Origin of the sequence: Microbacterium horticulturae (assembly GCF_029094505.1) — a bacterium.
In the GTDB taxonomy this organism is placed as follows: domain Bacteria; phylum Actinomycetota; class Actinomycetes; order Actinomycetales; family Microbacteriaceae; genus Microbacterium; species Microbacterium horticulturae.
In genome coordinates this window covers 579,351-596,534 of sequence record NZ_CP119108.1, presented here as the reverse complement: position 1 = coordinate 596,534, position 17,184 = coordinate 579,351, and the positions used below count along the sequence as shown (strand labels likewise).

Annotated in this window: 16 protein-coding genes and 1 tRNA gene; 7 read left to right on the top strand and 10 right to left on the bottom strand. The window is 65.5% G+C overall.

What is annotated here, in order from left to right; genetic code table 11:
- Positions 1–64: 64 nt before the first annotated feature.
- From PU630_RS02655 to PU630_RS02645, 3 genes are all read left to right on the top strand, one after another.
- Entirely contained in the window at positions 65–1,510 is a 1,446-nt protein-coding gene (locus tag PU630_RS02655; RefSeq protein ID WP_428981975.1) for an MFS transporter, read from the top strand.
- A 130-nt stretch (positions 1,511–1,640) separates the two neighbouring features.
- A complete protein-coding gene (locus tag PU630_RS02650) occupies positions 1,641–1,856 on the top strand; it encodes a TrfB-related DNA-binding protein (protein ID WP_275278809.1) in 216 nt (71 codons plus the stop codon).
- A 3-nt stretch (positions 1,857–1,859) separates the two neighbouring features.
- A complete protein-coding gene (locus PU630_RS02645; protein ID WP_275278808.1) occupies positions 1,860–2,717 on the top strand; it encodes an alpha/beta fold hydrolase in 858 nt (285 codons plus the stop codon).
- A gap of 133 nt (positions 2,718–2,850) precedes the next feature.
- Here PU630_RS02645 and PU630_RS02640 read toward each other — a convergent pair whose 3' ends face one another.
- Positions 2,851–3,114 carry a ribbon-helix-helix protein, CopG family gene (locus PU630_RS02640; RefSeq protein ID WP_275278807.1) on the bottom strand — a complete coding sequence of 88 codons (264 nt, stop codon included), beginning with the start codon at positions 3,112–3,114 and terminating at the stop codon, positions 2,851–2,853.
- Positions 3,115–3,374: 260 nt separating this feature from the next.
- Here PU630_RS02640 and PU630_RS02635 point away from each other — a divergent pair, with 260 nt between their 5' ends.
- Positions 3,375–4,724 (top strand): hypothetical protein, encoded by a 1,350-nt coding sequence (locus PU630_RS02635; RefSeq protein ID WP_275278806.1) that lies wholly within the window; start codon positions 3,375–3,377, stop codon positions 4,722–4,724.
- Between the two features lie 725 nt (positions 4,725–5,449).
- Here the strand turns inward: PU630_RS02635 and PU630_RS02630 are convergent.
- The 8 genes from PU630_RS02630 to PU630_RS02595 all read right to left on the bottom strand — a co-directional run bounded on the left by PU630_RS02630 (position 5,450) and on the right by PU630_RS02595 (position 11,487).
- Positions 5,450–5,881 carry a hypothetical protein gene (locus PU630_RS02630; RefSeq protein WP_275278805.1) on the bottom strand — a complete coding sequence of 144 codons (432 nt, stop codon included), beginning with the start codon at positions 5,879–5,881 and terminating at the stop codon, positions 5,450–5,452.
- A 175-nt stretch (positions 5,882–6,056) separates the two neighbouring features.
- Positions 6,057–6,941: a hypothetical protein gene (locus tag PU630_RS02625; protein ID WP_275278804.1), complete on the bottom strand. Its 885-nt coding sequence runs from the start codon at positions 6,939–6,941 to the stop codon at positions 6,057–6,059.
- A 162-nt stretch (positions 6,942–7,103) separates the two neighbouring features.
- Positions 7,104–7,232 (bottom strand): hypothetical protein, encoded by a 129-nt coding sequence (locus PU630_RS02620; protein ID WP_275278803.1) that lies wholly within the window; start codon positions 7,230–7,232, stop codon positions 7,104–7,106.
- 80 nt (positions 7,233–7,312) lie between these two features.
- Positions 7,313–8,044, bottom strand: a complete 732-nt coding sequence (locus tag PU630_RS02615; RefSeq protein ID WP_275278802.1) for a DUF6602 domain-containing protein — start codon at positions 8,042–8,044, stop codon at positions 7,313–7,315.
- A 171-nt stretch (positions 8,045–8,215) separates the two neighbouring features.
- Entirely contained in the window at positions 8,216–8,722 is a 507-nt protein-coding gene (locus PU630_RS02610) for a Mov34/MPN/PAD-1 family protein (protein ID WP_275278801.1), read from the bottom strand.
- The gene (locus tag PU630_RS02605; RefSeq protein WP_275278800.1) at positions 8,719–10,008 is read right to left on the bottom strand and encodes a HesA/MoeB/ThiF family protein; all 1,290 of its coding nucleotides are present in this window, start codon (positions 10,006–10,008) and stop codon (positions 8,719–8,721) included. The genes PU630_RS02610 and PU630_RS02605 overlap by 4 nt, the downstream gene beginning before the upstream one ends.
- Before the next feature lie 13 nt (positions 10,009–10,021).
- Positions 10,022–10,528: a hypothetical protein gene (locus PU630_RS02600; RefSeq protein ID WP_275278799.1), complete on the bottom strand. Its 507-nt coding sequence runs from the start codon at positions 10,526–10,528 to the stop codon at positions 10,022–10,024.
- A 2-nt stretch (positions 10,529–10,530) separates the two neighbouring features.
- Complete coding sequence (locus PU630_RS02595) at positions 10,531–11,487, bottom strand: SMODS domain-containing nucleotidyltransferase (protein ID WP_275278798.1); 957 nt, start codon at positions 11,485–11,487, stop codon at positions 10,531–10,533.
- A 161-nt stretch (positions 11,488–11,648) separates the two neighbouring features.
- Between PU630_RS02595 and PU630_RS02590 the strand changes: the two genes are divergently transcribed.
- Positions 11,649–12,947 (top strand): SAVED domain-containing protein, encoded by a 1,299-nt coding sequence (locus PU630_RS02590; protein WP_275278797.1) that lies wholly within the window; start codon positions 11,649–11,651, stop codon positions 12,945–12,947.
- Positions 12,948–13,778: 831 nt separating this feature from the next.
- Here PU630_RS02590 and PU630_RS02585 read toward each other — a convergent pair.
- Positions 13,779–13,870: transfer RNA gene (locus PU630_RS02585), tRNA-Ser, on the bottom strand.
- A gap of 155 nt (positions 13,871–14,025) precedes the next feature.
- Between PU630_RS02585 and PU630_RS02580 the strand changes: the two genes are divergently transcribed.
- Positions 14,026–14,229: a hypothetical protein gene (locus PU630_RS02580; protein WP_275278796.1), complete on the top strand. Its 204-nt coding sequence runs from the start codon at positions 14,026–14,028 to the stop codon at positions 14,227–14,229.
- A 50-nt stretch (positions 14,230–14,279) separates the two neighbouring features.
- Positions 14,280–17,171, top strand: a complete 2,892-nt coding sequence (locus PU630_RS02575) for a helix-turn-helix transcriptional regulator (protein ID WP_275278795.1) — start codon at positions 14,280–14,282, stop codon at positions 17,169–17,171.
- Positions 17,172–17,184: the final 13 nt, after the last annotated feature.

Below are 17,184 nucleotides of genomic sequence, written 5' to 3'. Positions count from 1 at the left end.
ACGGCCTGCACCGCGCTTGTCAAGGCCATTCCCGCTGCGCGCCCGACGGGCCACTCTGGGCATCATGTCGCAGACAGAGTTGAGGACGATCTCGACGACGATCCCGGCACGCATGGATCGTCTGCCGTGGGCGAAGTGGCACTGGCTCGTGGTCGTGGGCCTCGGCACGGTGTGGATTCTGGACGGGCTCGAGGTGACGATCGTCGGCGCCATCGCCGGCAGGCTCACCGAGAAATCCAGCGGCCTCGGCCTCACCAGCGGACAGGTCGGCCAGGCGGCCGCCATCTACGTCGCGGGCGCCTGCGTCGGCGCGCTCGTGTTCGGCTACCTGACCGACCGGTTCGGCCGCAAGAAGCTGTTCATGATCACGCTGGGGATCTACCTGGCGGCCACCGTGGCCACGGCGTTCTCGTTCGCGCCCTGGTACTTCTTCCTCTGCCGGTTCTTCACGGGCTCGGGGATCGGCGGCGAATACGCCGCCATCAACTCCGCGATCGACGAGCTCATCCCCGCACGGCGGCGCGGCGTCGTCGATCTGGCGATCAACGGCTCGTACTGGCTGGGCACGGCGTTCGGGGCGGTGCTGACGGTCTTCCTGCTGAACACCGCGATCTTCCCGGCCGACCTCGGCTGGCGTCTCGCCTTCGGGCTAGGCGCCGTGCTCGGGCTGACGATTCTGCTCGTCCGCCGCAACGTGCCCGAGTCCCCGCGCTGGATGTTCATCCACGGGCAAGACAAAGAGGCCGAAGCCGAGGTCGCCGAGATCGAGAAGACCATCGCGGACGAGACCGGTGACGATCTCGATCGCGTTCCCGACGACAAGGCCATCGAGATCCACCAGCGACGCTCGACCGGCTTCGGCGAGATCGTGCGCGTGGCCCTCACGCACTATCCGAAGCGGTTCGTCCTCGGCCTGTCGCTGTTCATCGGGCAGGCGTTCCTCTACAACGCCGTGTTCTTCACGTACGCGCTCGTGCTGACGAAGCTGCTCAAGGTGCCCGACGCCATCGCCCCGTGGTCGCTCGTGCCGATCGCGGTCGGCAACTTTCTCGGGCCGCTGCTGCTCGGCCGATTCTTCGACTCGGTCGGCCGTCGCTTCATGATCTCGCTGTCGTATATCGGCAGCGGCGTGCTCCTGGTGGCCACCGGCATCCTCTTCGACCTTCGGATACTGGATGCGACGTGGCTGACCGTCTGCTGGGTCATAGTGTTCTTCTTCGCCTCGGCCGGCGCGAGTGCGGCCTACCTCACCGTCAGCGAGATCTTCCCGATGGAGACCCGCGCCATGGCAATAGCCTTCTTCTACGCGGTCGGCACGGGCCTGGGCGGCATCATCGGCCCGCTGCTGTTCGGCGTCCTCGTCGAGAAGGGCATCTCGGCAGTCGCCGTCGGCTACTTCATCGGGGCGGGCCTCATGATCGCGGCCGGTCTCGTCGAGGTGTTCCTCGGCGTCGATGCCGAACGCAAGTCTCTGGAAGACATCGCCGACCCCCTCTCGAAGACCGGATGAGGCGGCTGGCGATACCTCAGCGCCGACGAGCTCGACGACATCGTGGATTTTCGCCTCGGAACACCGTGAGAAGCCGCCCACCTGATGCCGACGATTGACGTGTGACAACCGTGGTTGTCACACTGGTCAGATGAAGGACATCACGCCCGCGCAGCGCCGCACTCTCGACTGTCTCATCGAGGTCCGAGCGCAAGCGGTCGAACACGTCCGAGTCGCTCGTGAACTCTCGGTGCAGAGGCGACACCTGATCGACAAACTCCTTGCGGACGGGTTCTCTCAGGCCGACCTCGCGAGGGAACTCGGGGTGACCCGGCAGGCGATTCAGAAGATGATGGCGGCGGGCTGACGAATGCTCCCCGGATACGAAGAGAAGCTCGTCGCCTCGCAGGACGGTACACCGATCGGCTACCGCCGCCTCGGGGCGGGGCCGGCGCTGCTCCTCGTCCATGGCGGCATGATGGCGGCGCAGAGCTTCATGAAACTCGGGATGGCGCTGGCTGACAGCTTCACGGTTGCGATTCCAGATCGACGTGGTCGCGGGCTCAGCGAACCGTCCGGCAGCGAATACGGTTTGCAGAAGGAGGTCGAGGATGTGGCGGCCGTCCTCGCCGACGTCGACGCGCACCGGGTCTTCGGATTGAGTTCTGGAGCGATCATCGCACTCGAATCAGCCCGTCAGCTGTCAACCATCACTCGTCTCGCCGTCTACGAGCCACCGTTGTCGATCGGCGGGTCGAACCCGGCGGCCTGGCTGGCACGTTACGACAGGGAGATCGCAGCGGGAGACCTTCCGGCGGCCATGGTGACCGTGTCGAAAGGGGTGCCGGTCTCCCCGAGTTTCAGCCGCTTGCCACGCGTGATCGCCCCCACTCTCATGCGGCTCGCGATTCCGGCAGAAGCGAAGCAGACCCCACCCGGAGACGTTTCGCTTCAGGCACTCATCCCCACGATGCATTTCGATGCCGAAGTCGTTCTCGATGCCTCGGACGCCCCCGACCGCTATCGAGCGCTCGAGGCCGACGTGCTGCTGCTTGGCGGCGGGCGGAGCCCACACTCGCTGACCGAGGCACTTGACGCTCTCGATGCCGTACTGCCGCACGCTCGGCGGCTCGAGATCGCAGGAGTCGGGCACATGGCCGCAGACAACGGCGGGCAACCCGATCGCGTCGCCCAGATTCTGCGCGACTTCTTCGCGCCCCATCGCTAACCACGCGCATCCGGCTCCAGCGAGTTCGGGCGTACCCCTGGCGAACCACCCGCACCGGGGGCGTGCCCGGACGTCAGCTCACCATGGCCGGGGTCGGCCGGAAGACGTTGAGGCGGCGCTTCATCGTGGACCTTCACGCGGCGTACGCGGCCAAGGCGTCGCGGATCAGCTCGGAGTGTGTCTTGTGCGCCTGCGCCGCTCGCGCGTCGAGCTCCGCAAGCTCATCGCTCGTAAGCCGAAGCACCACGACCTGAGACGGCTCGGCACCACGACCAGGTCGACCCCGCCCCCGCTTCCTCAGCGCCTCGACGTCATAGCCGGTTTCTGCCTCTGCCGCCCACGTGGCGATCTGTTCGTCAGCGACCGGCACACGGTTGATGATCTCGCCTGCGCTCATGGTGTCAACGCAATACGAAATTCGAAGCGTGGGGAGATTACTGCAACGCACTGGGCTCAGCGGCGAACGGCCACCGCCGAGCCAACGCTCTGGGATCGCCGTAGGTGACGACCACCTCGATCCGGTGAGGTAGGTCAGCCCTCGCGAATAGGTCCGGAGTGCAATAGACGTACCAGCGCATCGCGCGACCGGGTCGTGTTTCGCTCTAACACTGTCGGCACCGTGTCGGGCGCCCTGTGCTACGCCGATATCGTCGCAGTATGAGCAACGCGCAGCTTCCTCAGTCTCTGCGACGGGCCGATCGAGCCTGGCAGAACGAGGGATGGGTTCCGAGTCTGTCGATCTTCGTGCTCACGATTCTCGCAATCGGGGTGCTCGGATCCCGGGTCTCGATGGCGGCCGACGGTGCCAGCGACCTGCGTTCGGCAGACGCTATCGGCGCGACTGCGCTGGCGATGCTGCACCAGGCTTTCGATGCGCTCGCTAACGCCGGAGTGTTCCTCGCCCCTGCGGCGCCTTGGGTTGTCGAGAGTCTGATCGCCCTCGTTGTTGCGGCGGTCGCGATTCCCGCGTTACGCGATTTGTCTGCGCGCTCGGCGAGTGACGAGTCGGAGCTAGTCGAGGTGCTCGCGCGCCGGGTCCTTGCTCTTCAGGACGACGCTGACGCGATCGGCCTGCGCAGGGAGGTGCCTGGGCTTGCGCTGGATCAGGCGCTACGCGAATTTGCTGGAGTCTTCGGTCAGGCCATCGCGGTACTGGCGGCCGTGATGTGGACCACGACGATTGCCGCGACAGCACGGGTATGGCTTGGCTGGTCAACGGCCGATCCCGTCCTTGAGCAAGCGACAGGGGTGCTTTTCGTGGCCCCGTTCGTCATCGCGATCGCAGCGGTGACGAGCCTCTACCGGATCACGCCCGACCGAATGCGGCTGCGACGACTGGTGGCGATGCTCCTAGACGAGCGGGCAACCCGAGCGCGCGCGTCCGCGTTCACACCAACTTATTCCCTGAGGACCGCCGTCTTTCTCCGCTGGAGTTCGAGAGTCGGCGGGGTCGTCCTGCTAGCGGTCTTGTGGATCGTCGGCCTCGCCGCGCCCCTGCTGACTACTGGGTCGAGTTGGGATGCGGTGTTTGGATCTCCTCTCGACGTAGCCGCAGTGTTCATCCAAGCGCTGCTCATCGTTGCAATCGTTTGGGCACTCTTCGACGGTGTCGCGTCAGGGTTGGTGATGTCGAGATTCTGGCTTGGAGGACGAGTCGGCGTTGTTTGCATCATCATTTGCGGTCTCCTGCTGGCAGTCTTGACCATTTCATTCGCCGTCGTCGTGATCGCCCGGACCGTCGCGGATCATGACTGGTGGTCATCCGCACTTTTCACAGCGTTCCTCGTCATCCCGACGGTCAGTATGGGGCTCCCCGTAGCTGTTCCATGGCGACGAGCCCTTCGATTCATCCCGGGATACGCACAACTACCCAGCCTGGAAAGAGCCCGCGACCGGTTAATCAAGACGTACTCCGATGAGATCAACTTGCGACTGACCCCGGCGCCGCCCGTGGAGAAGCGGATGCGGTGGAGGAGGCGCCTCGAGCGGCCACTGCGCGCGCACTAACTGCTGGTGGCGTAACGAGCCTGTCCCGCCGTCCGAACGGATGCGGTCCGTGCTACTGTCGCATCCGTCTGCGGGTGATGGACGCAGCTGGGTCCGTTGCGGAGCGATTGGAATACGACGCGAGGTAAGGGTGCCCAGGTGGGTTGCCCAAGTGCCAGGGGTTGTCAGCGACCCAAGCGTCTGCCGCGCGAAGCGTCCGTACGCGGGACTGCTGTCCGTTGGGCGAGGTCACTGAATATCAGCGAGACGGAACTGAGCACGGAACCTCCGGTCTGCAGGCGGTACCTCACCACCAGGTTCGCAGGACCCGAGAGCGTCAGCCGAGACACAAGAACGAATTCCCTAGCGTCCCCAGGCCAAAGGGAGGCGGGTTCTGCCGCGACTTCGATCAGGCGCTTCTTGTCGAGGTCGGTCATGCCCGCGACGTCCAGCCCCGCCACGATCGTCGCGCGCTGTTGTGCATCCTTCGACCGTCGGTTCGAGGCTAGCGTGAAGTAGCCGAAAAGCACCGCGACTAGCACCGCGGCCACCGCAGCGCCGACCCAAGTCACTGAGCAGCGAGCGAAGACGATTCGTATGGCGTCACATTCCCGAGAGTAACGGGACCCCGAAAGTGGCCCCCCGCGCCGGTTAGCAAACAGCCGCCGCCGACAATAGCCGGGGCCCCTCACCGGATCCCTCTGCGGGCAGAGTTCGTTGGCGGCACCACTACGAACGCCGGGCAACTATGACCTCAGTGCATCCTCGTATGCCGCGAGCCATACGCCGCACGTGATGCGGCGGGCGTGCGCAGCGAACGCCGTTTTCACAAACCAGCCGCCGAGTATCACTGAGCCAACGCCGAAGATCGAGGCAAGTGCTACTCCGAAGTCAGACATTGACGCCGTTGAGCTCACGAGAATGGCAATTGCCGCGAAGAGCACAGCGACGACGGACGAGGGTGTTTCCGCACCGTTCGTGCTGTGTGCGCGAAGCGTGCCCAAGACGGCGAGGCGGACATCGGGCTTGTCGCGCGTGCCCTCCACAAATGCCAACACCCGCTGAGCGTCTAGCCGTTCGTCTGGATCATGGGGAAGGTACTGCCTAGCCTCCTCCGGTACGCGGTCCGTCACATAAGGTACGGAGGATGAGATCAGCGGCGAGCGAAAGGTCGACATAGTCACAGCATTGGACGGACATCCGACATTCGCAGGATCGCTGTCAGAGCGCTGCACCCTGGGGGGAGGCCGAGCGGGCTATCGGTGCTCGCCTTCGTAACGGCCGCGCACTCTGTGGTTGGTACGAGCCCCCGCTCGCATACCCGCATTGCTCGCCGGAATAGCGACCTCTTGCTCACTCCTCACCGGGACTGAAGGCCTGGTCGGGAAGTCCATTCAAATGCACTGCAACCCGTGCCTTCGCGCTGTCCACGCGGTCGTGCTCCCCGCGCGCGGCACCGTACCATCGCAGGCTAGCTTCGGCTGTGTTGAGCAGGGTCACCGCGACTTGCATCGCAAGCTCGGTGACGATCGGAAGCCGCGCTTCCAAGTTAAGAACCCCACTTTCGGTAACGGTCGTGATGAACGCGTTGATTCCGGATCGGTGTGCGTGGGCTACCGAAGAGAGAATTGAGTAGAGTTGACTTCCACTTTGATGAGGGAGGTCTGCTGTCGCGATCTCCGTCACGAGCGCGGTGGTATCGACCTTCATCGGTGACGGCAGCCCGAGCCTCGTGAGCTCCGCACGATAGTGCGCGCGCTTCTCTGCGGGATCTACGGACAGCCCCTCGCGCGTTGTCAGCTGTTCACGCAGATTCTCTGGATACCTCAGGTCCCCATGCAAGAGGGAAAGTGTTCGATGGACCAGCGTGCCGAGGTCTGAGCTATCATTCGCGAGCCAGCGAGCACGCGCGACCGATTCCAATGTCGCACGAGTGAGTGTGACGATCGCGGTTCCCGGCCGCTGGCTTGCTCGGAGCAACGTCGCGAACGCGCGAGCATGGTCACAAGCACTCAGGAGCGCGTACTCCACCTGGAGAGTCGCGTCGATAAGGTGCGGCCGTGCTTCGAGCCGGCCAGCTTCTTCGAACATCTCATTCAAGGCGGAGCCGCGCGTGGGAGCCGTCACGTTGATATGACGGACCGCCTTCTCGGTAGTGACCGCTGCGTCGAGTAGGACCGACGAGAGCCTAACCAAAGCCAACCGGCGTGCTTCGGCTTGGAGAAGAGAGTCGTCCACGTCCGAAACCATACACAGCGCGTGCCCCGCGAACCCACCACAGCGCGTACGCGGAGGCGCGGCACGAACCCCTATCCGGGCGCGGCATGTTGACTGGGCGCGAACGGGCACTGCGGATCCTCCTGTGGGCATTGCCCGATTGAGAGGCTTGGTGCGCATCGCTCACCTAAGCAGATCGTCGAGGCGACCGGTCTGCTGGGCAGCATCGTCCACCAGCTGACCCACAAGCTCCGCGACGCGCACTTCCTCGAGCTCACCGGCCGCGTCTCCGGCGAACGGACCCTGCTGCATCGGGTCCGTGACAACTTCTGGTGGGAAGCCGCCCGACGCGAGACCAGCGACCGGCAGGCCGCGGCGCAGCGCTCAGCTTCCTAACCGGCTGGCGGCTGCAACGGCAAGTAGTACGCGTCCAGATCGATCGCCAACGCCGTGCCCAGGCGGGAGAGGGCGCGATACAGACGTGTTGCGAACCAGATCAACTCCTGTCCGAGCGGCGCGTAGGTAAACCCGTCCGTCCGGTCGAACGCGCCGCCGCGGACGGCGATGCCGAGATCGAGCACCGCGGGCTGAGTTTCTGTGGTGGCGCCGACGGCCGCGGCGCCGCGGATGTCGCCCCAGTCGATGTCGGTACTGAGAAAGACACCCAGTATTGGCTTCGTGTCCGGGTGCTGCGGCGGGTAGGTACCGCCGGCGTGTCGGATCTCCGCTGACGTGCGGTGAAGCTGCCGGACGCTGGCGACCTTGTCCCGGGCGTAATCGAGATTGACTTTGTTCATGCGGGATTTCACCTCGCACACGGCGTACACGCTTTCTACCGGCACGAAGCGCACATCTCCCTGCTCGAAGAACAGGGGCGAGTACTGCCGATCGAAGATGCCGATATCGATCTGTTCGCTCCGACGACCTAGAGAATCAATCGCGAAGATTGGCCCCACGCCGTACCGCTGAGGCAGGAACTCTCGCAGCACAACAGTCCACTGCTCCTCCGTCGCGTCACCCTTCGCCCCGGGGTGATCGGTGAACTGGGGCATGAGTCCTAGTCCGGTGAGCATGTGATTCTGCTTGGCCGTGTAGGCCTTGGCGAGATCAAACGGTTCAGTCATCCTTCAGATCGCTATCTACTATGTGGGAGGCAAGGTCACTCGGCGGGATGATGTGGCATGTGGGATACGAACGCCACTGCGACTACTCCCCTGTCACGGCTAGAGCTTGGCAGCAACTTCGGCTGCAGTGGCGGACAGCGGTTGCCGATGGCGTCTCAAGCGCGAGGTGCATTACTCGGTGTCTTGATCGGGTGTCATCTCATCCCGAGTGCAGCGATCATTGGCGGCAAGCGTGAGCGCCGCACGGTGGAGTTCGATGCGGTCTTGTGAGTGCACGAGCACCCAGGCGCTGAGGTGCGGCCATGGGTTCAGTGATCCGATGAGCGCGATGAATCGCTCGAAGCGGAGTTCTGGGTCGACGAGGTGAGAGACGTAGGTGTTGAGATCCAGGGGGCTGGGTTCTGGCGGGCCGCTGGGATGGGTGTGCCACTCTCCAATCCATTGCGAGCGGTCCACCTTGTGGGCGCGGTCGGCGGCGAGTTGAGTGTGTTCGAGGTCGCGGAGGAAGTACCCGGATTGGTGCACGGCGTTCGGGCCGGGCCCGGAAGCAGAGGTGACGAGGAGGGCGTGTTCGTGTCCGAAGAGTGCACCTCCGGTCTCAAGGGTCGAGTCGCTTCCCGTGATGATCGCTCTTATCGAGGTGAGCGCATCCGGGGTGATGCCGATGGTCGGTCTCATGAGCGGCGGTGGCACGCGGGACAATCCGGGTAAGAGGGAGTTGCGGAGGCCCAGTGCGGATGGAGAACTCGTCGGGCATCGAAGGGGGCGGCATAGCCAGGTGATGGGCGGAGAGCGATGATCAGGTTGTCATCGGTGAGGGTCTGATCGACTTCTCCGGCGTTTTGCAGGAGGGTGGCGACTGCAGCTTTCGCGGCGAGGCTACCAACGAGGTGAAGGTCTCCGCCTATTGCGGTCATCGGGTTGTGTCGAGTGCCGTCTCCGTAGCCTCGGTCCAAACTCGGTTCGGGGTCGATCATTCCGTTGTCGCGCATGTATCGGCGCTGACAGTCGAGGCATCCGACTTCGGGTAGCGCACGTATGCGCAGAAGCTCTCCATATCTACCGTCGGCGAGGACGCAAGCGAACACGATCGGTTTGCCCGCACGACGTGCAAGGTAGTTCGCGACGCGTCGGGGTTCAACCCCGTCGACGGTGCAGATGATGATGTCGGAGGCGTCGATGAGGGGCCGGGTGATGTCGGCGTTGGCGGCGAGGTCGATGGGCCACGGAGTGATGTCGCATTCCGGCCACTGGCGGCTCAGAGAGGCCTTCAGCCCGTCCACTTTGGACATCCCCACGCTGGCCGTGGTGAGTACATGCCGGGGAACGTTGTGAAAGAGGATCTTGTCGGGATCGACGAGGTCCATGTGGCCGACTCCGTAGCTTGCGAGTGCTTCCGCTGTGGCGCCTCCGATGCTGCCAGCGCCCAGTAGGAGCGCCCGTGAGGTCGAGAGGAGGCTGGTTGGCCAGAGGCCTTCAAGGGAGGCGACGCGCTGGGTTCCGTCCTGGATGTCCAAAGAGATGGGGCGTACGGTGTCGTTCGATATCGTCCACGCAGACCAGGCCGGAAGCCGCTCGCCGTCGCGGATCTCAGGAGGATCGGGACAAAACGTCACGGCGATGTGCCATTGGCCAGGAAGCGGTGCGATCGCCTGCGGGACGAGAGTCTGGAAGGCGTCGAAGGGCATTGTGGCGTGTTGGTGTGTGAGAAGGTACGCGCAGACAGCGGCGTCCCCCGGCACTCGGTACCAGTGGCCGACGCGGTTGAAGTCGGCGACGGTGAGGAAGTGGTCGGGATCCTCGGTGAGATGAACGAGGTCAGAGTCTTCGTTCGAGAGCGCCACGACAATGGCGGCCTTGTCCGGTGCGGACAGACGGCAAGTGAGGTTTCCCCACGCGTACGACTTGTCGACGACCTCCATCGCTTCGGCGGGCAGCAACACCAGCCAGTTCTCGCCACTCATGCGCTCTGCTCGGTCACGGTGTCTCCTCCGCGGTGGCCGTGATCAGGCGATCGAGTTGATCGTCGGTGACGATGCCATTGGCCGTCATGTTCGGGATCTTGCCGCGTTGAAAGAGGGCGAACTCGATCATCCATCCCGACGCTTTGAGGAGCAGATCGCTGGTCCGCGAGAAGAGGTCCCACTGGTCAGCATCACGGAGCAGGCAGAGGCCGCCATTGGGCAGCACGTGGTACTGGGTGAAGCTTCGCAGGGTAACGTCGGGCTGCGGTTCCAGCGGATAGAGGGTAGGTGGGACAGCCGGGAACGCGTGACCGTACATGACGCGCGCCCGTAGCGGCTGGTCAACGAGCTTTGACAGCCCGGCCGGTTCGGGTCGTGTGAATGGCCATACCGGGAGCGGACCGCTGAAGTGACCGGCGCCTTCGGGCGTCCACTCAAGGGCGGAGGCCACCGCCCCAATGTCGTCGATCTCCTGCGCGAGGCGGTGCGGATCATCCTCCCACCAGCTGCGGAGGAACACGGTCAACCCTGCGGCGAATCGCGAACCGGACGCGGGCCGGACTCTCCCGCTCCACCGGGAGGCAGCACGAGCGGGAACGCGGTCCCAAAGACAGACTGCCAGTGACGTGTCGCGGCGGGCTGATCGTTGGAGACGACGGCCCGAAGCGCCGCGACGGCGTCAGCCGCTGCATCCTCCAGAGACCTACGCAGACCGGCCACGTCCAAACTCGGCTGAATCAGCCCGGAGAGCCCTGCGGGGTCTTCCACACGCAGGGAGTGTGTGGAGGCGTTGACGAAGAATTTTTTCAAGGCTTCGGGGCGGTTGTTGCTCACCGGGAGGCATTCCAATGCCAGGACCTCCATCACGAGCGACTTCACCGTGCCAGTCAAATCTTCATGCTGACGAGACCAGTACTTTAGGACCCGGACCAGCGGGCGAAACAACGACCAGTCCTGCTGCCGTCTTGCGACCTCGTCGATGAGGTACTCGGGGTCCGCGAGCGACCAGCGCTCCTCCTTCTTGAACGGGATCAGGATCCCGTCCGAGCGTCGCAGCGCCGGCATCACATCGACGGTGAACGCGTTGTCCTGCTCCGGCGGATCGATGAAACACTTCGCGGCGCGATTGCGGTCGGCGGTGCGGATCAGGCGCACCAGCTGCGCGCGCGATCCGTGGGACACGGAGAGGAGCTCGTTCACCAGATCGCGGCAACGTTCGATCGCCTCTTCGGCAGAGTCCCCGTCCTCACCCCAAGCCGGGTGCGCGTCCTCATCGAACTCGACCACGAGGTCCACATCATGCACAGGTTGCAGTTGGGTGCTACGGGCGAGCGAACCCGACCCCCACACCACCTTCACATCCGGCGCGGTCAGCAACGCGGACTTGAAGACGTCGCGACGGTCACGTGCAGCTTGCACGACCGCCACATCCGCATCGACAGTCGACTGCAAAGTGTCGAACGACTCGAGAACCGTCATGAAGCACCTTTCCCCAGCGGCCCGCGTGGCAGGCGCAGATCCAGCGTACGGGCGACCTCGGACATTCCGCAGGTTCACGCCGCGATGCGCGAGATTAGAGGGAGAATGGCGAGGCCGCCCGCTTCGGAATCCAGCGGCTCGTCAAGCTTGGGAGGACCCGCATGCGGAAGGAAGCAGATCTGGACACTGCCGGGCCATTGTTCTTGTCCTACCGGCAGTCAGACGGGACACCGATCGTGACGTCGCTGGCATGGCGGCTTCGGGCGGCAGGCATTCCGGTCTGGCGGGACAAGGACGATCTGCCCCCGGGGGATACAGCTGATCGGCTCGAGGACGCGATCGCCGACGGCTTGTCCGGGGCCGTCTTCATCATCACGCCCGACATCGCTCACAGCGATGTTGTTCGTGGCATCGAAGCCCCCGAGCTGATTCGAGTTCACCAGGGCGATTCGCGATTCCAGCTGCTTGTCGCTAACGACGTGTCAACGCCCGGGACGGCGTCTGTCGACTACAGCGCCCCGGATCGTCTCCTCGGGAGGCCGAGGAAAGAACTGCAGGGCGTTAACCAATCAGCTGCTTCCTCCGACGGTCTGGACGAACTCGTCAAGGGTGCCTTATGGCACCGGATGGCCGAGCATCGTCAACTGGTCGCCGACGCGGGAGCGGTGTTGAGTCTCACGATCCAGACCCGCAACATCGGCCAGGTCTACGACCGGACCGGCGCGCAACTCGACATCCGTGTCCGCCCCTCCCAACATGAGCGCCTTCCCGACCCGCAGGCGCTCGACGACTTGCGACGGACACTCGGGTTGCTGCCCGATGCTGTCACCCGCACCGGCGCCCAAACTGTCCGCATTGCTGGTGGAGCTCACCTTTCCGTGGCCTTCGCACTCGGCGCAGCACTGCCGTCCTCCCGCGTCGGGCACCTGGAGGTCATCGATCAGCGTGAGGATCGATGGGAGAGCACGACCGAGGCCGTTGTCCCATCAACGCGGAATCTGAGAATCGACACGACCGATCGCGATCACGTTGCCACCAGCGGCGACCGCCCACGTGTAGCGGTGTACGTCGACCTGCTGCCCACGCGAAGCGACTCGGCCTGGGACAGATACCTCGAAGAAAATCAGGCAGCAATCGTGGAGTCCGCGACGATCCGACCGATTGCGCAGGGCCTGCTCGACCCGGCAGCAGCGGGCACGATCGCCGCTGAAGCGGCCGCCCTGATTCGGCAGCTCTCCGCCGAGCATGCCAACGCACCTGTGGATCTCTTGCTCAGGGTGCCGTTTCCGATCGCCGTGCTTCTCGGCCGCCTCAGCAACACCCTCCGCATCCGCAGCTACGAGTGGGACGACAGCACACAAGGCGACCACGACCACCAACCCCGCTACGTCCCTTGCCTAGACATTCACGCCACCGCCCCGGGCGGAGCAATCACGGACATCCTCCTGCCTCGCTCGTGAAGCGGTCTATGTCACACATCGTTCTCAGAGAGATGGCGGAACCGCCAGTTGCCCGCCACTTCACCTGAGAATCCGCCATCTTCGCGAGGAACCTTGTGGTAGCGCGCGCAAACCGGTCCTTGAGCGCGGCACAGTCTTGGGACAGCGCGTCGCGACGATGTGTGCATCAAACGCAGGGCTCACCGTCGCTCATGATGCCCGAGAACCCGGCACGTTGGGTTGTGCGATGAGGGCGCGTCAAACGCTCGGCTCAGTGGGAGTTATACGACTCTTGAGAGCCCGGCGGCTCAGGTTCGATGTCAGCTGCGAGCGACTTGCACACGATGCTGCCGATCGACGCGATGGTCGACCTTACGTGACAACGTCTTCGATACCCAGACTGGGGAGCAATGTTCTGCCATCGCGAGGCCCTACTTGGCACCCGCGAGTGTTGCGATTCGCGTCGAAACCGACATCACCTACTTGAGAGCCCCCTTGCGGCGCACCTCGTCTCGCCGCGCTGCAAAGAAACGAAGACTGACAGTGCCCACGATGAGCGCGATGCCCACGCACCACGTGACGGGGTACGGCGCAAGGGTGGCGTCACCGCCCGGGTTCCCGTCCGTCGCGAGCGCACGCATCCGGTCGCGACTGCGAGCGCGACGGGGAAAGCACGTGCCAGAACGCGCCTGAGCGACAAGACTCGTCGTTGCACGCTCCCCAACCTACTTGCACCGATCGCAAAGGCTGAGCTGGCGCGACTTTCGCGCTGGAGTGAGGGCGAAAGTCAGGCGGATCTTCCCGGTTCTTTCCCACGGCGTCCCGAAAATACGTGCTGACCAGGGATTTATGTGGCGGAGACGGAGGGATTTGAACCCTCGGTCCCCGTGAGGGGACTCCACCTTAGCAGGGTGGTGCACTAGGCCTGACTATGCGACGTCTCCATGTGATCAGCGCCCGAAGGCGTGAACACGTCTGTCAATACTAACCGGTCGGCGCGCAGACGACGAACCACCTCAGATCGCAGGAATACGGCATCCACCCGATGTCGGCCCGCTACCTTAGCGCGGAATGTAGGGGGTGCGATCAAGGAGACATCATGACCATGCACCCCTCACTCAGCTACGACATCATCTCGCTCGAGCTCGAGATGCGCGCCCGCGACGCCGAGCGCCGCCGCTTCGTGCTCGATCACCCCGACCAGATCATCCGGATGCCGCGCAAGCCGTGGCTGCGAGCGATCGGGCGGTTCTTCCACCTCGGCCACCGCACCCCGCGCTCGCGTCGCGCCGTCCGCGCATAGCGATGCGGCCATCCGGCCGCGATGTCGGAGGTGACTGGCACCATGGAGACATGGCCTTCACCGCGACGTCGTCGGCCACGACGACACCCATGGTCGGGCGCGACGCAGAGCTCGCTCGCCTCGACGCGCTGTTCGCGCGCGCCGAGAGTGGGCAGCCCACCGCCGTGGTCATCGCCGGCGAGGCCGGCATGGGCAAGTCGCGCCTGATCCGCGAGTTCGCCGCATCCGTCGTCGATCGCGCCGACGTGGCCACGGGCCGCGCCCTCGACTTCGGTGGCACCCCGGCACCGTACGGCGCCGTGCTCGGGTTGCTGCGCGACCTCGCCACGCAGCGCGGTGCTGACGAGCTCTGGCGCGCGGCCGGACCTGGTCGCGCTGCGCTTCTGCTGCTGATGCCCGAGCTCGCCGAATCGCCCGAGATCGCGGCATCCACTCCCCCGTCCGACACGCAGCCGACGCCCGAGCGCCTGCGCGAGGCGTTCGTCACAGCCGTCGAGTCGCTGGCCGAGAGCCGTCCGCTCGTGCTCGTGCTCGAAGACCTGCACTGGGCCGACGAGGGCACTCTCACCCTGCTGTCGTTCCTGCTGCGGGTGGTCACCCGCGGCCGGCTGCTCGTCGTGCTCGGCTGGCGCAGCGACGAGGGGCGGCGCGCCGACCCGGTGCGGCTGTTCATCGGAGAAGCCGAGCGGGCCCATCTGCTCGAGCGCGTCGCTCTGCGTCGGCTCGATCACGGCTCCGTACAGGCGCTCGTGACCGCGCTCGGCGGAGCCGACGACTCCGACTCCGTCGAACGGCTCGACGAGCGCGCCGAGGGCGTCCCCTTCTTCATCGAAGAGCTGGCCTGCTGCGCCGACGGGCCGCTCCCCGATACTCTTCGCGACGTGCTGCTGACCCGCTATGGGCAGTTGTGGGAGGATGCCGCGGCCGCCGTCCGCGTCATCTCGGCGTCTGATGCGCCACTCGAGCACGACACCCTCGTCGCGCTGACCGGTTTCGACGACGAACGGCTCAACGCGGCGATCCGCGAGGCCGTGGGCACCGGCATCCTCATCGTCGACGACGACCGCTACACCTTCCGGCATGCGCTGCTGCGCGAGGCCGTGCATGCCGAGCTGCTGCCGGGCGAGCATGCCGCGCTCCACCGCGCCTACGCCGAGCTTCTTCAGTCGCGGATGGACGCCGACCCGCGCCGCGACCTGCACGCGGCGCTCGCCCACCACTGGCGGCACGCACACGAGCGACGACGGGCCCTGGTCGCCGCGGTGGCGGCGATGCTCTCGGCCAAGTCGCGCTACGCGTTCTCGACCGCCGCGCGATTCGGCCGGATGGTGCTCGAACTGTGGGACCAGGTCGATGACCCCGAGGCCGCGGCCGGCATGGACCGCATCACCCTGATGCAGCGCATCGCGTCGATCCTGCGCAACGCCGGCGAGATCGAGCGCGCGCTGGCCGTGGTCGATCGGGCGCTCGACGAGGCCTCGCGCACCGATGTCGCCCCGGCTCTGCACGCGCGACTGCTGCGTGACAAGGCCGTGTACCACGTCAACCTCGGCCGTCCGGGCGCCACCGCCCTGTTGAACGAATCACTTCGAGTGATCGACGACGCGCAGATCGACGATCCCGAGCTGAGCGCCGGCGTGCTCAATCTGCTGGCTGCACGGCTCATGGTCGCGGGCCGTCACGCCGATGCGGTCGAGATGGCCACCCGCTCAGCCGACGTCGCACTGCGAATCGGATCCGACCAGCGGCTGTCCGTGGCGTTGAACGTGCGCGGGGCGTCCCGCGCACACGGCGGTGACGTCGCCGGCGGTCTCGCCGACTACGCCGCCGCGCGCGAGCTGGCCCGCGATCAGAGTGCGCAGCTGCGCTACGACGTGAACTACTCCGACCTGCTCACGGTGCTCGGCCGGTACCACGAAGCCCTATCCGTTGCCGAAGAAGGCCTCGAGCGTGCACGCGCGGTCGGCCAGGCCCGCACCACCGGGTCAATATTGATCCAGAACATGGTGCAGCCGCTTCTCGAGCTCGGCGAGATCGACCGCGTGGACGAGCTGCTCGCGCGCGACCTCGAACTGCGCACGTTCCCCGTCTTCCGCATATACACAACCACCTCGCGCGCACGCGCCCTCAGCTGGCACGGCCACCCCGAGGCGGCGGCGACTCTTCTGCGCCAGCAGCGGTCGGCGATCGAAGACGCCACGGCCTTCGAACGCCAAGTCTGGTCGTACGGCGTCCACGCGCGGCTGGCGATCGCGCAGGCGGCGGGTGATCGGGATGCCGCACGGGCGATCGTCCGCGAGATCCTCGACGATGACGGCGAACGCACCGCGCATCTGACGCGTCTGCTCCTCGAAGCGAGCGCGGTCATCGCGACGCTGCGTGCGCACGGCGAAGACGTCGATGATCTGGTCGCGCGGGTCGCCGAGGCGTGGGATGCCCTGCCCGCCGCGCTTCGTCCGGCGCCGTGGCAGCGCATCCTGGCTGCTTTTCTCAGACCGCATCCCGACGCGCTCACCATTGCCGTCGAGAGCGCGGACGACCCTGACATGCCCGCGACATTCTGCGTCACGACCCGACTCGAACTCGCGCGCAGCCTGGTGGCGGCCGGACGGCGCGCCGAGGCCGTGCCCGTGCTCGCGGAGGCCCGCACCGTGGCGGAGTCGCTCGCGCACGAACCGCTGCGCCGCGAAGTCACCGCATTCGCCGAGGCCGTCGGGCTCACTGAGGCCGATGGTGACCCGGATGCCGCGCTCGCCGAGCTCACCGCGCGCGAGCGCCAAGTGCTTGAGCTCATCGCCGAAGGTTTGAGCAACGGGCAGATAGCGCAGCGCCTGTTCATCAGCGTGAAGACGGCGAGCGTGCACGTGTCGGCGATCCTGCGCAAGCTCGGCGTTTCGAGCCGCACCGAGGCCGCGGTGCTCGCGACGCGCGAGCTCGCGTAGCGCGAACCGGCAC

What these genes read in the sequence shown, in the direction of transcription:
- PU630_RS02655 (WP_428981975.1), top strand. Translation starts at nt 65, where the DNA reads ATGTCGCAGACAGAGTTGAGGACGATCTCGACGACGATCCCGGCACGC.
- PU630_RS02650 (WP_275278809.1), top strand. Translation starts at nt 1,641, where the DNA reads ATGAAGGACATCACGCCCGCGCAGCGCCGCACTCTCGACTGTCTCATC.
- PU630_RS02645 (WP_275278808.1), top strand. Translation starts at nt 1,860, where the DNA reads ATGCTCCCCGGATACGAAGAGAAGCTCGTCGCCTCGCAGGACGGTACA.
- PU630_RS02640 (WP_275278807.1), bottom strand. Translation starts at nt 3,114, where the DNA reads ATGAGCGCAGGCGAGATCATCAACCGTGTGCCGGTCGCTGACGAACAG.
- PU630_RS02635 (WP_275278806.1), top strand. Translation starts at nt 3,375, where the DNA reads ATGAGCAACGCGCAGCTTCCTCAGTCTCTGCGACGGGCCGATCGAGCC.
- PU630_RS02630 (WP_275278805.1), bottom strand. Translation starts at nt 5,881, where the DNA reads ATGTCGACCTTTCGCTCGCCGCTGATCTCATCCTCCGTACCTTATGTG.
- PU630_RS02620 (WP_275278803.1), bottom strand. Translation starts at nt 7,232, where the DNA reads ATGCAGCAGGGTCCGTTCGCCGGAGACGCGGCCGGTGAGCTCGAGGAA.
- PU630_RS02615 (WP_275278802.1), bottom strand. Translation starts at nt 8,044, where the DNA reads ATGACTGAACCGTTTGATCTCGCCAAGGCCTACACGGCCAAGCAGAAT.
- PU630_RS02610 (WP_275278801.1), bottom strand. Translation starts at nt 8,722, where the DNA reads ATGAGACCGACCATCGGCATCACCCCGGATGCGCTCACCTCGATAAGA.
- PU630_RS02605 (WP_275278800.1), bottom strand. Translation starts at nt 10,008, where the DNA reads ATGAGTGGCGAGAACTGGCTGGTGTTGCTGCCCGCCGAAGCGATGGAG.
- PU630_RS02595 (WP_275278798.1), bottom strand. Translation starts at nt 11,487, where the DNA reads ATGACGGTTCTCGAGTCGTTCGACACTTTGCAGTCGACTGTCGATGCG.
- PU630_RS02590 (WP_275278797.1), top strand. Translation starts at nt 11,649, where the DNA reads ATGCGGAAGGAAGCAGATCTGGACACTGCCGGGCCATTGTTCTTGTCC.
- PU630_RS02580 (WP_275278796.1), top strand. Translation starts at nt 14,026, where the DNA reads ATGACCATGCACCCCTCACTCAGCTACGACATCATCTCGCTCGAGCTC.
- PU630_RS02575 (WP_275278795.1), top strand. Translation starts at nt 14,280, where the DNA reads ATGGCCTTCACCGCGACGTCGTCGGCCACGACGACACCCATGGTCGGG.